The organism is Gilliamella sp. ESL0254 (assembly GCF_013344985.1).
GTDB classification, from domain to species: domain Bacteria; phylum Pseudomonadota; class Gammaproteobacteria; order Enterobacterales; family Orbaceae; genus Gilliamella; species Gilliamella bombicola.
This window is the reverse complement of sequence record NZ_JAAEDU010000002.1, coordinates 129,242-144,939: the sequence shown is the minus strand read 5'-3', so window position 1 is coordinate 144,939 and position 15,698 is coordinate 129,242. Positions and strand designations below refer to the sequence as shown.

Here is a 15,698-nt window from a genome sequence, read left to right as displayed (position 1 = left end):
GGGAGTAATTAATGAAACTACCTATTTATATGGATTATGCAGCGACAACCCCTGTAGATCCTAGAGTTGCTGAAAAAATGATGCAATATTTAACGCCAGACGGTATATTTGGTAATCCAGCATCTCGTTCCCACAAATTTGGTTGGCAAGCTGAAGAAGCAGTTGATATTGCACGTAATCAAATAGCTGATCTTATCGGAGCAGATTCGCGCGAAATCGTTTTTACGTCAGGTGCAACAGAAGCGGATAATTTAGCAATCAAAGGTGCTGCTCATTTTAATCAAGCCAAAGGTAAGCACATTATTACTTGTAAAACCGAACATAAGGCTGTGCTTGATACTTGTCGCCAACTTGAGCGAGAAGGCTATGAAGTAACTTATTTAGCACCAGAATCTAATGGTATAATCAATCTAGATAAACTTGCAGCAGCAATGCGTAGTGATACAACCGTTGTATCAATTATGCACGTCAATAATGAAACAGGCGTAATACAAGACATCGAAAAAATTGGTGAGATGTGTCGTGAGCGTGGTATTGTTTTTCATGTTGATGCAACACAATCGGTTGGTAAATTACCCATTGATGTGACTAAATTAAAAGTTGATTTAATGTCATTTTCGGGTCATAAGATTTATGGTCCAAAAGGTATTGGTGGGCTTTATGTAAGGCGCAAACCACGTGTGCGCATTGAAGCACAAATGCATGGTGGTGGTCATGAACGTGGGATGCGATCAGGCACTTTACCTGTACACCAAATTGTGGGTATGGGCGAAGCATATCGTATCGCTAAAGAAGAGATGGCAACCGAAATGCCACGCTTATTAGCCTTAAAAAATCGTTTATGGAATGGTTTAAAAGATATCGAAGAAGTCTATCTTAATGGATCTTTAGAGCACAGTGTGCCAAATATCTTAAATGTGAGCTTTGCTTATATTGAAGGTGAATCATTGATGATGGCTTTAAAAGATTTAGCTGTTTCATCTGGCTCAGCTTGCACATCTGCAAGTTTGGAACCCTCTTATGTACTTAGAGCATTAGGTCTGAATGATGAGCTTGCTCACAGTTCAATTCGTTTTTCTATTGGTCGTTTCACCAAAGAAGAAGAAATAGATTATGTTATTAAATTAATTAAAGAATCTATTGAAAAATTAAGAGACTTATCGCCACTTTGGGAAATGTTTAAAGATGGCGTTGATTTAACAAAAATTAAATGGTCAGCACATTAAAATTAGGAGTAAATTATGGCATATAGTGAAAAAGTTGTTGATCATTATGAAAATCCTCGTAATGTTGGTTCATTTGATCAAAATGATCCTAATGTTGGTAGCGGTATGGTTGGCGCACCAGCGTGTGGGGATGTGATGCGTCTACAAATTAAAGTGAATGATAACGGCATTATTGAAGATGCTAAGTTTAAAACTTATGGTTGTGGTAGTGCCATTGCATCAAGTTCTTTGGTTACTGAATGGATAAAAGGTAAATCATTAGACGAAGCAGGAGCTATCAAAAATACGGATATTGCTAAAGAACTTGCTTTACCTCCAGTTAAAATTCATTGTTCGATTTTAGCGGAAGATGCAATTAAAGCAGCTATTGAAGACTATAAAACCAAAAAAGGACAACGCTAATGGCAATCACATTGACTCATAGCGCAGCTGATCGTGTCCAAGCTTTCCTTACTAATCGAGGAAAAGGTGTTGGGCTACGATTAGGTGTTAAAACATCCGGTTGTTCTGGTATGGCGTATGTTTTAGAGTTTGCCGATGTGATTAATGATGATGATAGTGTCTTTGAAGACAAACATGTCAAAGTTATCGTCGACAAAAAGAGCTTAGTCTATATTGATGGTACTGAACTTGATTTTGTTAAAGAAGGATTAAACGAAGGTTTCAAGTTTAATAATCCCAATGTACAACACGAATGTGGTTGTGGTGAAAGCTTTAATGTGTAATTGGACACAATAATTATGGTTAATTACTTTGAGCTATTTAATTTGCCGGTTCAATTACCTGTGAATACCGCTGAGCTAACAAATCATTATCAGCAATTGCAAAGGCAATATCATCCAGATAATTTTGCCGTTGCAACCGATAACGATAAAGTGGCAATTGTTCAAAAATCTGCAACCATTAATGATGGTTACCGTACGTTAAAAAATCCAATCAAAGCGGCCGAGTATTTTTTATCTCTACAAGGTTTTGATGTGGCAACTGAACAAAATATTATTCATGATGCCGATTTTTTAATGGAGCAATTTGTTTTACGTGAAAGACTTGATGATATCGAAAGCAAAGGTAATTTTGAGTTATTAGATGATTTTCATGCTGAAATTATTGCGCGTCAAAATACCGTTTATAATGAATTATTACAATTTATTGCTAAACAAGATTGGTCAACTGCACTTAACCAGATCTATAAAATCCGCTATCTTGCTAGGTTGATTGAGCAAATCGAAAAGTTACAAGAAAAGCAATTTGATTTATAATTTAAAATAAGTAACGTATCGATAGAGATAGATTAAATGGCATTATTACAGATCAGTGAACCAGGGCAAACTCCTTTACCACATCAGCGTCGCCTTGCGGTGGGGATTGATCTTGGCACAACTAATTCATTAGTAGCAACAGTTAGAAGCGGACAAGCAGAGGTATTGCCTGATTTAGAAGGTAATTCATTGTTACCATCCGTTGTGCATTATGGTGTTGATCATGATGATAACCCCATTATTACGATTGGAAAAAATGCCAAAGACAATGCCGTTAATGATCCGCAAAATACTGTCAGTTCTATTAAGCGATTAATGGGGCGAAGTTTATCTGATATAGATTTATCACATTTTCCTTATACTTTTTCACAAACTGAAAATGGTGTTCCTTTATTAAATTTGCCTAATGATCAAGTCAATCCAATACAAGTTTCATCAGAAATTCTCACCGCTTTAGCTGAGCGAGCAAAAGAGAGTTTGCAAGGTGAAATTGATGGGGTTGTTATTACCGTGCCGGCTTATTTTGATGATGCACAACGGCAAGCAACAAAAGATGCTGCAAAATTAGCTGGCTTGCATGTACTGCGTTTACTCAATGAGCCTACAGCAGCTGCGATTGCCTATGGTTTAGATTCAGGAAAGGAAGGGGTTATCGCTGTTTATGATTTAGGTGGTGGTACTTTTGATATTTCTATTTTGCGGTTAAATAAAGGTGTTTTTGAAGTCTTAGCAACCAGTGGTGATTCTGCACTTGGTGGTGATGATTTTGATCGGTTACTGGCTGACTATATAAAGAGGGAATTAGGATTAGTTAATAATAAAGACCCTTACATTAATCAAAAAATTAGTAACCAAGCGACTGAAATAAAGATTTTACTGAGTCGTCAAGATTCGGCTGTATTGTCGATTGATAATCAGTCGTTGACTATTACCCGCCAGCAATTTCAACAATTAATTGAGCCATTGGTTAAACGTACTTTAGCCGTTTGTCGCCGAGCGTTAAAAGATGCCGAGATTAGTGTAGATGAAGTGGTTGAAGTTGTTATGGTTGGTGGCTCTACTCGAGTGCCATTAGTAAGAGAATCAGTGGGACATTATTTCAAAACGAATCCATTAACCTCTATTGATCCGGATAAAGTAGTTGCCATTGGTGCAGCTATTCAAGCTGATATTTTGGTTGGAAATAAGCCTGATTCAGAGATGTTATTACTTGATGTGATCCCATTGTCGTTAGGCATTGAAATCATGGGCGAATTGGTTGAAAAAATCATTCCACGTAATAGCACGATTCCGTGTGCAAGGGCTCAAGAATTCACCACTTTTAAAGATGGTCAAACAGCGATGATGATTCATGTTTTACAAGGAGAACGCGAAAGTGTTGCTGACTGTCGATCGTTGGCTCGTTTTACATTGCAAGGTATCCCACCAATGCCGGCTGGTGGTGCGCACATTAGGGTGACTTTTCAAGTTGATGCTGATGGTTTATTAAATGTTACAGCAATGGAAAAATCGACGGGTATTGAAGCCACTATCCAAGTAAAACCTTCATATGGATTAACTGATAATGAAATTGCTGATATGATTCAAGATTCAATCAGTAATGCAGAGCAAGATAAACAGATTCGAATGCTTGCTGAACAAAAAGTTGAGGCTGCTAGAGTGCTTGAAAGCTTACAAAGTGCCTTAGATAAAGATGCTGACTTATTAAATGAAAAGGAACTGAACCTGATTTTAGCAGCTAAGCATCAATTACAAGTAGCGAGTGAATCAGATAATAGTTACGCAATTGAAAAGCAAATAAAAATTGTAGATAACGTGACACAAGATTTTGCTGCCAAGCGAATGGATAGGTCTATTCGTCATGCTTTAACTGGTCATAAAATTGATGATATTTAACTAACGAGATTATTATGCCAAAAATTACTTTTTTACCGAATGCCGATCTTTGCCCAGATGGAAAAACTGTTGAGGCACAAGAAGGCGAATCTATTTTAGAAGTGGCATTGCGCAATGATATTGAAATTGAGCATGCGTGTGAAATGTCATGTGCTTGTTCTACATGCCACTGTATTGTTCGCAAGGGGTTCGATTCTTTAGACGAAAGTGATGAGCAAGAAGACGACATGTTAGACAAAGCTTGGGGTGTTGAACCACATAGCCGTTTAAGTTGTCAAGCTCGCGTTACGAATCAAGATCTAGAGGTCGAGATTCCGAGATATAGCCTTAATCACGCCAAAGAAGATCATTAACTCGTTATCATGATGACGAATGATTACCTCACTATATAAAATAAATATTAAATCTGGTTAGATGATTAAAATCTGATGTTGGTAAATCACTAACCAGAAAAAACGCTTTATTTTTAAACCCAAATACCTGTATTTATTTCTTGCCGTTAGTTAACTAAAGGAGTATAATCCATCCACTTTGTTTATTGCCTTTATATAAGCAAATGATGAAAAGATATAATTGTTATGTAGAAAATAGCTAATTATATCAACAATACTCCCGATTTGGGGGTTACGAAAAAGAACGGATTACACTCTCCTGTCAATCGAAACAGGGCAAGAGGAGTAGTCTTTTGTTATAACTTTTAAATAATGGAGCTCTGGTCCATGTCGAACCAAAGAATCCGTATCCGGTTAAAAGCGTTTGATCATCGTTTGATTGATCAATCAACTGCTGAAATTGTAGAAACTGCGAAGCGCACTGGTGCGCAAGTTCGTGGTCCTATTCCATTACCGACACGCAAAGAGCGTTTTACTGTATTGATTTCTCCGCACGTTAATAAAGATGCGCGTGATCAATACGAAATTCGCACTCATAAACGTCTAGTTGATATCGTTGAGCCAACTGAAAAAACAGTTGATGCTTTAATGCGTCTAGATCTTGCTGCCGGTGTTGATGTGCAGATCAGTTTAGGTTAATCCTGAGCTGAATGATTGAGAGGTCGAAACAATGATTGGTTTAATCGGTCGTAAAGTAGGAATGACACGCATCTTTACCGAAGAGGGTGTTTCTATTCCTGTCACCGTAGTTGAAGTTCAAAGCAACCGTGTTACTCAAGTTAAAACACTTGAGAATGATGGTTATCAAGCTATTCAGGTTACTACTGGCAGCAAAAAAGCAAGTCGCGTAAACAAGCCTGAAGCAGGTCATTTCGCTAAGGCTGGCGTTGAAGCTGGTCGTGGTCTATGGGAATTCCGTTTTGAAGAAGGCGAATTTACTGTAGGTCAAAGTATTAACGTTGATATTTTCACAGACGTTAAAAAAGTTGATGTTACTGGAACATCTAAAGGTAAAGGTTTTGCTGGCGTAACTAAGCGTTGGAATTTCCGTACTCAAGATGCAACTCATGGTAACTCTTTGGCACACCGTGGTCATGGCTCTATCGGTCAAAACCAAACTCCAGGTAAAGTGTTCAAAGGTCGTAAAATGGCAGGTCACTTAGGTAATGAACGTGTAACCGTTCAAAACTTAGATATTGTACGTGTTGATGCTGAACGTAATCTTTTATTAATTAAAGGTGCAGTTCCTGGCGCAATCAATAGTGACGTAATTGTTAAACCGGCAATCAAGGCTTAACGTCGAGGAGATAGAGATGGAATTAGTAGTAAAAGACGCGCAAGCGCTTTCTGTTTCCGAAACTACCTTCGGACGTGAGTTTAATGAAGCGTTAGTTCATCAAGTAGTTGTTGCTTATGCATCTGCTGCTCGTCAAGGTTCTCGCGCACAAAAAACTCGTGCAGAAATCGCTGGTTCAGGCAAAAAACCATGGCGTCAAAAAGGCACAGGTCGTGCTCGTGCAGGTTCTGTTAAGAGCCCAATTTGGCGTAGTGGTGGTGTGACATTTGCAGCAAAACCGCAAGATCATAGCCAAAAAGTTAACCGTAAAATGTATCGTGGTGCATTAAAGAGTATTTTCTCTGAATTAGTGCGTCAAGAACGTTTAGTTGTGGTTGAAACATTTACTGTTGAAGCACCTAAGACTAAATTATTAACTCAGAAATTAAATGATATGAACCTTAATGATGTTCTTATTATCGCATCTGAAGTTGATGAAAATCTTTTCTTAGCAGCACGCAACTTGCATAAAGTTGATGTGCGTGATGTGGCAGGTATTGATCCAGTTAGTTTGATTGCATTTGACAAAGTGGTTATCACTGTTGATGCTGTTAAACAAGTAGAGGAGATGTTAGCATGATTCGTGAAGAGCGTCTGCTTAAAGTCCTGCGAGCACCACATGTTTCTGAAAAAGCATCTATTTCAATGGAAAAAACAAATACATTAGTATTGAAAGTTGCTAAAGATGCTACTAAGAGAGAGATTAAAGCCGCAGTTGAACAACTATTTGAAGTTAAAGTAGATGACGTTAATACTCTTGTTGTTAAAGGCAAAGTTAAACGTCGTGGTCAACAAATCGGTCGCCGTAGCGACTGGAAAAAAGCTTACGTTACTTTAGCAGAAGGTCAAAATTTAGACCTTGCTGGCGTCGCTGAGTAATTCGGAGGAGTAAGAACAATGGCAGTTGTTAAGTGTAAACCTACATCTCCGGGTCGTCGCCACGTTGTTAAAGTGGTTAACCCAGAGTTGCATAAAGGTAAGCCTTATGCACCGTTGCTTGATTCAAAAAGCAAAACTGGTGGTCGCAATAATAATGGTCGTATCACTACCCGTCATATCGGTGGTGGTCATAAACAACATTATCGTATTGTCGATTTTAAGCGTAATAAAGATGGTATTCCAGCAGTTGTTGAACGTTTGGAATATGATCCAAACCGTAGTGCAAATATTGCATTGGTTTTATATAAAGACGGTGAACGTCGTTATATTTTAGCGCCTAAAGGCTTAAAAGCAGGTGATCAGATCCAATCTGGTGTTGATGCATCGATTAAAACAGGTAACTGTTTACCAATGCGCAATATTCCAGTCGGTTCTACCGTGCATAATATTGAAATGAAACCAGGTAAAGGCGGACAACTTGCTCGCTCTGCTGGTAGTTATGTTCAAATCGTTGCGCGTGATGGTGCTTATGTAACATTACGTCTACGTTCAGGTGAAATGCGTAAAGTATTATCTGATTGCCGCGCCACTGTTGGTGAAGTGGGTAACTCAGAGCATATGCTTCGCGTATTAGGTAAAGCGGGTGCATCGCGTTGGCGTGGTATTCGTCCTACTGTTCGTGGTACAGCAATGAACCCGGTAGACCATCCACATGGTGGTGGTGAAGGTCGTAACTTTGGTAAACATCCTGTGTCTCCATGGGGTCAAAAAGCCAAAGGATTGAAAACGCGTAGCAACAAACGTACTGATAAGTATATTGTTCGCCGTCGCAATAAGAAATAATTAATATAGAGGATTAGCTATGCCACGTTCTCTCAAGAAGGGTCCTTTTATTGACCTACACTTGCTGAAGAAGGTAGAGAAAGCGGTGGAAAGCGGGGACAAGAAACCAATTCGTACTTGGTCCCGTCGTTCAACGATCTTTCCTAACATGATCGGTTTGACCATCGCTGTCCATAATGGTCGTCAGCACGTTCCAGTTTATGTTTCCGACGAAATGGTTGGTCATAAATTGGGTGAATTCGCGCCGACTCGTACTTATCGCGGCCATGCGGCTGATAAGAAAGCTAAGAAGAAATAAGTAGGAGAAAGAGATGGAAACAATTGCAAAGTACCGCCACGCTCGTTCTTCTGCACAAAAAGTTCGCTTAGTTGCAGATCTTGTTCGCGGTAAGAATGTGTCTCAGGCACTAGATATTTTAACGTACACCAATAAAAAAGCGGCTGTACTTGTTAAAAAAGTATTAGAGTCTGCTATTGCTAATGCAGAGCATAACGATGGTGCTGATATTGATGATCTAAAAGTTGCGAAAATTTTCGTAGATGAAGGCCCAACCATGAAGCGTATTATGCCTCGTGCGAAAGGTCGTGCAGATCGAATTTTGAAGCGTACGAGTCACATCACCGTGATCGTTTCAGATCGCTAGGCTGGAGAATAGCAATGGGTCAAAAAGTAAATCCAAATGGTATCCGTTTAGGCATCGTCAAGCCTTGGACATCTACATGGTATTCGGGTACAAAGACATTCGCTGATAATTTAGAAAGTGATTTTAGAGTGCGTCAGTTCTTGAATAAAGAATTAGCTCAAGCGTCAATCTCTAAGATTGTGATCGATCGTTCAGCAGAAACTAACGTTCGTATTACTATCCACACTGCTCGTCCGGGTATTGTGATTGGTAAAAAAGGCGAGGACGTTGAAAAATTACGTAATGCCGTAGCTTCTATTGTCAATAAATATAAAGACAAAAGAGAAAAACGTGATGTTGCAGTACAAATTAATATTGCTGAAGTTCGTAAACCAGAACTTGATGCAAAATTAGTTGCTGATAGTATCACTTCTCAATTAGAACGCCGTGTTATGTTCCGTCGTGCTATGAAACGTGCGGTTCAAAATGCAATGAAGGCGGGTGCTAAAGGTATCAAAGTTGAAGTAAGTGGTCGTTTAGGCGGCGCTGAAATTGCTCGTAGCGAATGGTATCGTGAAGGTCGTGTACCTTTACACACATTACGAGCGGACATCGACTATGGTTTGTCTGAAGCATTAACTACCTATGGTATTATTGGTGTTAAAGTGTGGATCTTCAAAGGTGAGATCCTTGGTGGTATGGCTGCCGTTGAACAAGCAGAAAAACAACCTGCTGCTCAACCGAAAAAGCAGCGAAAAGGCCGAAAACAATAAGGAGCGTCGCTGATGTTACAACCAAAGCGTACAAAATTCCGTAAAGTGCACAAGGGCCGCAATCGTGGTCTTGCTGTAAGTACTGATGTTAGTTTCGGTACATTCGGTCTTAAGGCTGTAGGTCGTGGTCGTTTGACTGCGCGCCAGATCGAAGCAGCACGTCGTGCAATGACTCGTGCAGTTAAGCGTCAAGGTAAAATCTGGATTCGAGTTTTCCCTGATAAACCAATTACCGAAAAACCACTTGCAGTGCGTATGGGTAAAGGTAAGGGTAACGTTGAATACTGGGTTGCTCAGATTCAACCAGGTAAAGTCCTTTATGAAATGGACGGTGTACCGGAAGAAGTTGCTCGTGAAGCATTTGCGTTGGCAGCTGCAAAACTGCCAATTAAAACCACCTTTGTGATTAAGACGGTGATGTAAATGAAAGCAAAAGAGCTACGCGAAAAAAGCGTTGAAGAGTTAAATACTGAACTTCTTAATTTATTACGTGAGCAATTTAACTTACGTATGCAATTAGCTGGAGGTCAGTTAACACAGACTCATATGTTAAAACAAGTGCGTCGTAATATTGCACGTGTTAAAACGTTATTAACTGAGAAGGCGGGTGCGTAATATGACTACTGAAGTAAAAATTCGTACTCAGCAAGGTCGTGTTATTAGCGACAAAATGGATAAATCTATTACTGTTGCTATTGAACGTAAAGTGAAGCATCCGTTATATGGTAAGTTCATTAAACGTACGACTAAATTGCATGTACATGATGAAAACAACGAGTGTGGTATTGGTGATACTGTAGAAATTAAAGAGTGTCGTCCATTATCAAAAACCAAATCTTGGACTCTTGTTCGAATCGTTGAAAAAGCAGTTATCTAATCTTTTTTGATTAAAAACTGTACATAATATAATAAACGGCTGAGTGGCCGTTTATTTTATGCTATCCATTTTATTTGAGTGGTGTTATACTATGCGCCCTCACGTAAGTGGGTTTTTGGTTGTCTATTCTTATCCATGGTAGTTGAGGTGGATGAAGGTAGATTAGACAATAATTTATTTATACGGAGCATTAAAATGATCCAAGAACAGACAAGGCTAGATGTTGCCGATAACTCTGGCGCACGTAGTGTAATGTGTATCAAAGTTCTCGGTGGATCGCACCGTCGTTATGCAGCGGTTGGTGATATCATCAAAGTTACCATTAAAGAAGCAATTCCACGTGGTAAAGTTAAAAAAGGTGATGTGCTTAAAGCTGTTGTAGTGCGCACTAGAAAAGGTGTTCGTCGCCCTGATGGATCTGTCATTCGTTTCGATCGTAACGCTTGTGTTATCTTAAACAATAACAGTGAGCAACCGATTGGTACGCGTATTTTTGGACCGGTCACTCGTGAACTTCGTTCTGAGAAGTTTATGAAGATCATTTCATTAGCACCAGAAGTACTGTAAGGAGCGGGTAATGGCAGCGAAAATCCGTCGAGAAGATGAAGTTATCGTGTTAACCGGTAAAGATAAAGGTAAACGCGGTAAAGTAAAAAGCGTTTTGTCTACAGGCAAAGTGATTGTTGAAGGTATTAATTTGGTGAAAAAACATCAAAAACCAGTACCTGCATTAAATCAAGAAGGTGGAATTGTTGAAAAAGAAGCAGCAATTAATGTTTCTAACGTAGCAATTTTCAACCCAGCTACAGGCAAAGCAGATCGCGTAGGCTTTCGTATTGAAGACGGTAAAAAAGTCCGTTTTTATAAGTCTACTAATGAATTAATCAATTAAGTAATTTGGAGTGTACGATGGCGAAACTGCATGATTACTACAAAGCACAGGTAGTAAATAAACTGCAAGAACAGTTTGGCTACAAATCTGTCATGCAAGTCCCTCGGATCGAAAAGATCACCTTGAATATGGGTGTGGGTGAAGCAATTACTGATAAGAAATTATTAGATAATGCGGTTGCAGATTTAGCTGCAATCAGTGGTCAAAAACCACTTGTCACAAAAGCACGCAAATCAGTTGCTGGTTTTAAAATCCGTCAAGGGTATCCTATTGGTTGTAAAGTCACTTTACGTGGCGAACGTATGTGGGAATTTTTTGAACGTCTAGTTTATATTGCTCTTCCTCGTACTCGAGATTTTCGTGGTTTAAGCGCAAAATCTTTTGATGGTCGTGGTAACTATAGCATGGGTGTTCGTGAGCAAATCGTTTTCCCTGAAATCGATTATGATAAAGTTGATCGTGTTCGTGGTTTAGATATTACTATCACAACAAGTGCACAATCAGATGAAGAAGGCCGAGCTTTATTATCTGCCTTTAACTTCCCATTTCGTAAGTAAGGTAGGGCATAATGGCTAAACAATCAATGATTGAACGCGATAAGAAACGCGTAAAGCTAGCAGAAAAATATTTTGCAAAGCGTCAAGAATTAAAAGCGATTATCTCTGATCTTAATGCATCAGATGAAGATCGTTGGAATGCAGTGCTTAAATTGCAAACGCTTCCTCGTGATTCTAGTCCATCACGTCAACGTCGTCGTTGTCGTCAAACTGGTCGTCCTCATGGCGTCCTTCGTAAGTTTGGTTTAAGCCGTATTAAGGTTCGTGAGTCAGCCATGCGTGGTGAGATTCCTGGTCTTAAAAAGGCAAGTTGGTAATCAGGGGAGTGTTATAGATGAGCATGCAAGATCCTATAGCAGATATGTTGACCCGTATTCGTAACGGTCAATCTGCGAATAAAGTTGCAGTCACCATGCCTTCCTCTAAGCTAAAAGTGGCAATTGCCAATGTGCTAAAAGAAGAAGGTTATATTGGGGACTATAAAGTTGTTGGTGACACTAAGCCAGAATTGGAAATCACTTTAAAATATTTCCAAGGTAAAGCTGTTGTAGAAAGTATCAAACGTGTTAGCCGTCCAGGTTTACGTATTTATAAACGTAAAGATGAATTGCCAAAAGTTATGGCTGGACTAGGTATTGCAGTTGTTTCTACTTCTAAAGGTGTTATGACTGATCGTGCAGCACGCCAAGCAGGTCTTGGTGGTGAAATTATCTGCTACGTAGCGTAAGGGAGAAAAAGATGTCTCGTGTTGCAAAAGCACCTGTCGTTGTTCCTGCTGGCGTAGAGGTAAAACTCAATGGTCAGGTAATTACGATTAAAGGTAAAAATGGCGAGTTATCTCGCACAATAAATGATGCTGTTGTGATTAATCAAGAAGAAGGTCAAATTAAATTTGCTCCTCGTGATGGATTTGCAGATGCTTGGGCTCAAGCTGGTACTGCTCGTGCATTGATTAATTCAATGGTCATTGGTGTTACTGAAGGTTTTACTAAAAAACTTCAGCTAGTTGGTGTCGGTTATCGTGCACAAGTAAAAGGTAATGCAATTGGTTTATCTCTTGGATATTCACATCCAATTGAACATCAATTACCTGCAGGTGTAACAGCTGAATGTCCTTCTCAAACTGAAATCGTACTAAAAAGTGCTGATAAACAGTTAATTGGACAAGTAGCTGCTGATATCCGTGCTTATCGTCGTCCTGAGCCTTATAAAGGTAAAGGTGTTCGTTACGCAGATGAAGTTGTGCGTACTAAAGAAGCTAAGAAAAAGTAAGGTAACACTATGGATAAGAAATCAGCTCGTATCCGTCGTGCAACTAAAGCGCGTCGCAAGATGCATGAACTACTTGCAACTCGCTTAGTAGTTCACCGTACTCCGCGTCATATTTATGCGCAGATTATCGCACCAAACGGATCAGAAGTACTGGCAGCCGCTTCTACATTAGAAAAAGCTATCAGTGAAAGTTTAAAATACACCGGAAACAAAGATGCAGCAGCAGCGGTTGGTAAAGCAATTGCTGAACGTGCATTAGCGAAAGATATCAAAGAAGTTTCATTTGATCGTTCGGGTTTCCAATATCATGGTCGAGTTCAGGCGCTAGCAGATGCTGCTCGCGAAGCTGGCCTACAGTTCTAAGGTAGGAGTTAAAGATGTCAAACATCGAAAAACAAGCTGGTGAACTGCAGGAAAAACTAATCGCAGTTAACCGAGTTTCTAAAACCGTAAAAGGTGGTCGTATTTTTAGTTTTTCTGCACTAACAGTTGTTGGTGACGGTAATGGCCGCGTAGGTTTTGGATATGGTAAAGCACGTGAAGTGCCAGCAGCAATTCAAAAAGCAATGGAAAAAGCACGTCGCAACATGATTAACGTTGCTTTAAATAACGATACTTTACAGCATCCTGTTAAAGGTGCTCACACAGGTTCTCGTGTTTATATGCAACCAGCGTCAGAAGGTACTGGTATTATCGCCGGTGGTGCAATGCGTGCTGTTTTAGAAGTTGCAGGTGTTCGTAACGTTTTAGCTAAGGCATATGGTTCTACTAACCCAATTAATGTGGTTCGTGCAACAATTGATGGCTTAGAAAATATGAAATCACCTGAAATGGTTGCTGCTAAGCGTGGTAAAACCGTCGAAGAAATTTTGGGGTAATTAGCCATGGCAAAAACAATTAAAATTACACAAACCCGTAGTTCTATTGGTCGTCTACCGAAGCATAAAGCGACGTTAGTTGGTCTTGGATTACGTCGTATTGGTCATACTGTTGAGCGTGAAGATACACCTGCGATTCGCGGTATGGTAAACCAAGTTTATTACATGGTTAAAGTAGAGGAGTAATAGTAATGCGTTTAAATACTTTATCTCCTGCTGAAGGTTCAAAGCATGCACCAAAACGTCTAGGCCGAGGAATCGGTTCTGGTCTAGGTAAAACAGGTACTCGTGGTGTTAAAGGTCAAAAATCTCGTTCAGGCGGTGGCGTTCGTCGCGGCTTTGAAGGTGGTCAAATGCCTTTATATCGTCGTTTACCTAAATTTGGTTTTACCTCTCGTAAAGCTCAAGTTACAGCTCAAGTTCGTCTTTCAGATCTAATGAAAGTTGAAGGCGATATTGTTGACCTAAATAGCTTAAAAGTTGCAAATGTGATTAACTCACAAATTGAATATGCAAAAATCATGTTATCTGGTGAAGTAACTAAACCAGTAACTGTTCGTGGTATTCGTGTAACTAAAGGTGCTAAAGCTGCAATTGAAGCTGCTGGCGGAAAAATTGAGGAATAAGTAGAAAGATGGCAAAGCAACCAGGATTAGATTTTCAAAGTGCACGAGGTGGCAGTGGTGAACTCAAAAGGCGTTTGATGTTTGTGCTTTTAGCGCTTATTGTTTTTCGTCTTGGTTCTTACATTCCTGTTCCTGGTATTGATACTAAAGCGTTATCGGACTTACTAACACGAGCATCATCAAATGGTCTTGTGGGTATGTTCAATATGTTCTCTGGTGGTGCTTTAAGCCGTGCTTCAATTTTTGCTTTAGGGATAATGCCTTATATTTCTGCATCAATCATTGTGCAGTTATTAACGGCAATTAGCCCTAAATTAGCAGAATTAAAGAAAGAAGGTGAATCTGGTCGTAAAAAAATTAGTCAGTACACTCGTTATGGCACATTAGCTTTAGCGATTATACAGGCTGTTGGTATTGCGACTAGTTTACCGAATATTCCTGATTATGGTAAAGTTGTGATTAATCCAGGATTTTCTTTCTATTTTATTGCATCGGTTAGCTTAGTTACTGGCACTATGTTTCTTATGTGGTTGGGTGAGCAGATCACTGAACGAGGTGTAGGTAATGGTATTTCAATCATTATCTTTGCAGGTATCGTGGCAAGTCTTCCTCATGCTATTTATGAAACAATTGAACAAGCTCGCTCTGGTTCATTGCATCCGATTTTATTATTAGTTGTTGCTGCATTAGTTATTGGTGTTACTTATTTTGTTGTGTTTGTTGAGCGTGGTCAACGACGAATTGTTGTTAATTATGCGCAACGCCAGCAAGGTCGTCGTGTTTACGCTGCGCAAAGTACGCATTTACCATTAAAGATTAATATGGCAGGCGTTATTCCTGCAATATTTGCTTCAACAATTGCTATGTTACCATCAATGATGGCTGCTTGGTTCCAAGGAGATGGTGAAGGATGGAGATATATTATGGTGCTTATCAATCAATATTTCTCTCATGATCAACCGTTATACATAATCTTTTTTGCAGTAGCGATTATTTTCTTCTGTTTCTTCTATACAGCATTGGTTTTCAATCCTAGAGAAACAGCGGATCAGCTTAAAAAATCTGGTGCATTTATTCCAGGTATTCGTCCAGGTGAACAAACATCTAAGTATATTGACAAAGTAATGACTCGTTTAACGCTAATTGGCGCAATCTACATTACTTTTGTATGTTTGGTTCCAATGTTTATGACAAGTGCGATGAAAGTTCCTGTTCAATTTGGCGGAACATCTTTATTAATCGTTGTTGTTGTAATCATGGATTTTATGGCACAAGTACAGACTTTAATGATGCCAAATCGTTATGAGTCAGTGTTAAAGAAAGCGAACCTTAAAGGCTACGGCCGATAAGTTAGCCAGAAGTTACGGAG

The 15,698-nt window shown here is 39.4% G+C and carries 28 protein-coding genes; all 28 read left to right on the top strand.

Annotated elements, in window-relative coordinates:
- Window positions 1-11: 11 nt before the first annotated feature.
- The 28 genes from GYX25_RS07535 to secY all read left to right on the top strand — a co-directional run bounded on the left by GYX25_RS07535 (window position 12) and on the right by secY (window position 15,678).
- Complete coding sequence (locus GYX25_RS07535; protein ID WP_091347800.1) at window positions 12-1,226, top strand: IscS subfamily cysteine desulfurase; 1,215 nt, start codon at window positions 12-14, stop codon at window positions 1,224-1,226.
- A 15-nt stretch (window positions 1,227-1,241) separates the two neighbouring features.
- Window positions 1,242-1,628 (top strand): Fe-S cluster assembly scaffold IscU, encoded by a 387-nt coding sequence (iscU, locus tag GYX25_RS07530; protein ID WP_065586702.1) that lies wholly within the window; start codon window positions 1,242-1,244, stop codon window positions 1,626-1,628.
- A complete protein-coding gene (gene iscA, locus GYX25_RS07525; RefSeq protein WP_091347797.1) occupies window positions 1,628-1,951 on the top strand; it encodes an iron-sulfur cluster assembly protein IscA in 324 nt (107 codons plus the stop codon). Before iscU ends, iscA begins: the two co-directional genes overlap by 1 nt.
- A gap of 15 nt (window positions 1,952-1,966) precedes the next feature.
- A complete protein-coding gene (gene hscB, locus GYX25_RS07520; RefSeq protein ID WP_091347794.1) occupies window positions 1,967-2,485 on the top strand; it encodes a Fe-S protein assembly co-chaperone HscB in 519 nt (172 codons plus the stop codon).
- 36 nt (window positions 2,486-2,521) lie between these two features.
- Window positions 2,522-4,381 (top strand): Fe-S protein assembly chaperone HscA, encoded by a 1,860-nt coding sequence (hscA, locus tag GYX25_RS07515; RefSeq protein WP_174787086.1) that lies wholly within the window; start codon window positions 2,522-2,524, stop codon window positions 4,379-4,381.
- Window positions 4,382-4,395: 14 nt separating this feature from the next.
- Entirely contained in the window at window positions 4,396-4,734 is a 339-nt protein-coding gene (gene fdx, locus GYX25_RS07510) for an ISC system 2Fe-2S type ferredoxin (protein ID WP_160403062.1), read from the top strand.
- 366 nt (window positions 4,735-5,100) lie between these two features.
- Complete coding sequence (rpsJ, locus tag GYX25_RS07505) at window positions 5,101-5,412, top strand: 30S ribosomal protein S10 (RefSeq protein ID WP_006120582.1); 312 nt, start codon at window positions 5,101-5,103, stop codon at window positions 5,410-5,412.
- A 31-nt stretch (window positions 5,413-5,443) separates the two neighbouring features.
- Window positions 5,444-6,070, top strand: a complete 627-nt coding sequence (gene rplC, locus GYX25_RS07500) for a 50S ribosomal protein L3 (RefSeq protein WP_065558577.1) — start codon at window positions 5,444-5,446, stop codon at window positions 6,068-6,070.
- Window positions 6,071-6,086: 16 nt separating this feature from the next.
- Window positions 6,087-6,689, top strand: coding sequence for a 50S ribosomal protein L4 (gene rplD, locus GYX25_RS07495; protein WP_065586696.1), 603 nt, complete (start codon window positions 6,087-6,089; stop codon window positions 6,687-6,689).
- A complete protein-coding gene (gene rplW / locus GYX25_RS07490) occupies window positions 6,686-6,988 on the top strand; it encodes a 50S ribosomal protein L23 (RefSeq protein WP_034885052.1) in 303 nt (100 codons plus the stop codon). The genes rplD and rplW overlap by 4 nt, the downstream gene beginning before the upstream one ends.
- An 18-nt stretch (window positions 6,989-7,006) precedes the next feature.
- Entirely contained in the window at window positions 7,007-7,831 is an 825-nt protein-coding gene (gene rplB, locus GYX25_RS07485; protein WP_091347782.1) for a 50S ribosomal protein L2, read from the top strand.
- A gap of 19 nt (window positions 7,832-7,850) precedes the next feature.
- Window positions 7,851-8,129, top strand: a complete 279-nt coding sequence (gene rpsS / locus GYX25_RS07480) for a 30S ribosomal protein S19 (protein ID WP_024496505.1) — start codon at window positions 7,851-7,853, stop codon at window positions 8,127-8,129.
- A 13-nt stretch (window positions 8,130-8,142) separates the two neighbouring features.
- Complete coding sequence (gene rplV, locus GYX25_RS07475; RefSeq protein ID WP_034947997.1) at window positions 8,143-8,475, top strand: 50S ribosomal protein L22; 333 nt, start codon at window positions 8,143-8,145, stop codon at window positions 8,473-8,475.
- 14 nt (window positions 8,476-8,489) lie between these two features.
- Window positions 8,490-9,227 carry a 30S ribosomal protein S3 gene (gene rpsC, locus GYX25_RS07470; protein WP_065557248.1) on the top strand — a complete coding sequence of 246 codons (738 nt, stop codon included), beginning with the start codon at window positions 8,490-8,492 and terminating at the stop codon, window positions 9,225-9,227.
- Between the two features lie 12 nt (window positions 9,228-9,239).
- Entirely contained in the window at window positions 9,240-9,650 is a 411-nt protein-coding gene (gene rplP, locus GYX25_RS07465; protein ID WP_034911153.1) for a 50S ribosomal protein L16, read from the top strand.
- The gene (gene rpmC / locus GYX25_RS07460) at window positions 9,651-9,842 is read left to right on the top strand and encodes a 50S ribosomal protein L29 (protein ID WP_034902373.1); all 192 of its coding nucleotides are present in this window, start codon (window positions 9,651-9,653) and stop codon (window positions 9,840-9,842) included.
- A gap of 1 nt (window position 9,843) precedes the next feature.
- The gene (gene rpsQ / locus GYX25_RS07455) at window positions 9,844-10,104 is read left to right on the top strand and encodes a 30S ribosomal protein S17 (RefSeq protein WP_034911151.1); all 261 of its coding nucleotides are present in this window, start codon (window positions 9,844-9,846) and stop codon (window positions 10,102-10,104) included.
- Between the two features lie 195 nt (window positions 10,105-10,299).
- Window positions 10,300-10,671, top strand: coding sequence for a 50S ribosomal protein L14 (gene rplN / locus GYX25_RS07450; RefSeq protein WP_025314392.1), 372 nt, complete (start codon window positions 10,300-10,302; stop codon window positions 10,669-10,671).
- A 10-nt stretch (window positions 10,672-10,681) separates the two neighbouring features.
- Entirely contained in the window at window positions 10,682-10,996 is a 315-nt protein-coding gene (rplX, locus tag GYX25_RS07445; RefSeq protein WP_065561017.1) for a 50S ribosomal protein L24, read from the top strand.
- A 17-nt stretch (window positions 10,997-11,013) separates the two neighbouring features.
- The gene (gene rplE / locus GYX25_RS07440) at window positions 11,014-11,553 is read left to right on the top strand and encodes a 50S ribosomal protein L5 (protein WP_065558584.1); all 540 of its coding nucleotides are present in this window, start codon (window positions 11,014-11,016) and stop codon (window positions 11,551-11,553) included.
- Window positions 11,554-11,564: 11 nt separating this feature from the next.
- On the top strand, window positions 11,565-11,870 hold the full coding sequence (gene rpsN, locus GYX25_RS07435; RefSeq protein WP_025314395.1) for a 30S ribosomal protein S14: 306 nt from the start codon (window positions 11,565-11,567) through the stop codon (window positions 11,868-11,870).
- Between the two features lie 17 nt (window positions 11,871-11,887).
- The gene (rpsH, locus tag GYX25_RS07430; protein WP_065567155.1) at window positions 11,888-12,280 is read left to right on the top strand and encodes a 30S ribosomal protein S8; all 393 of its coding nucleotides are present in this window, start codon (window positions 11,888-11,890) and stop codon (window positions 12,278-12,280) included.
- 11 nt (window positions 12,281-12,291) lie between these two features.
- Window positions 12,292-12,825, top strand: coding sequence for a 50S ribosomal protein L6 (gene rplF, locus GYX25_RS07425; protein ID WP_091347778.1), 534 nt, complete (start codon window positions 12,292-12,294; stop codon window positions 12,823-12,825).
- A gap of 9 nt (window positions 12,826-12,834) precedes the next feature.
- On the top strand, window positions 12,835-13,188 hold the full coding sequence (rplR, locus tag GYX25_RS07420; RefSeq protein WP_025314398.1) for a 50S ribosomal protein L18: 354 nt from the start codon (window positions 12,835-12,837) through the stop codon (window positions 13,186-13,188).
- A 14-nt stretch (window positions 13,189-13,202) separates the two neighbouring features.
- A complete protein-coding gene (gene rpsE / locus GYX25_RS07415; protein ID WP_025314399.1) occupies window positions 13,203-13,703 on the top strand; it encodes a 30S ribosomal protein S5 in 501 nt (166 codons plus the stop codon).
- A 6-nt stretch (window positions 13,704-13,709) separates the two neighbouring features.
- Complete coding sequence (gene rpmD, locus GYX25_RS07410) at window positions 13,710-13,889, top strand: 50S ribosomal protein L30 (RefSeq protein ID WP_025314400.1); 180 nt, start codon at window positions 13,710-13,712, stop codon at window positions 13,887-13,889.
- Between the two features lie 5 nt (window positions 13,890-13,894).
- Window positions 13,895-14,329, top strand: coding sequence for a 50S ribosomal protein L15 (gene rplO / locus GYX25_RS07405; protein ID WP_065586688.1), 435 nt, complete (start codon window positions 13,895-13,897; stop codon window positions 14,327-14,329).
- A gap of 8 nt (window positions 14,330-14,337) precedes the next feature.
- Window positions 14,338-15,678, top strand: a complete 1,341-nt coding sequence (gene secY / locus GYX25_RS07400) for a preprotein translocase subunit SecY (protein WP_091347775.1) — start codon at window positions 14,338-14,340, stop codon at window positions 15,676-15,678.
- Window positions 15,679-15,698: the final 20 nt, after the last annotated feature.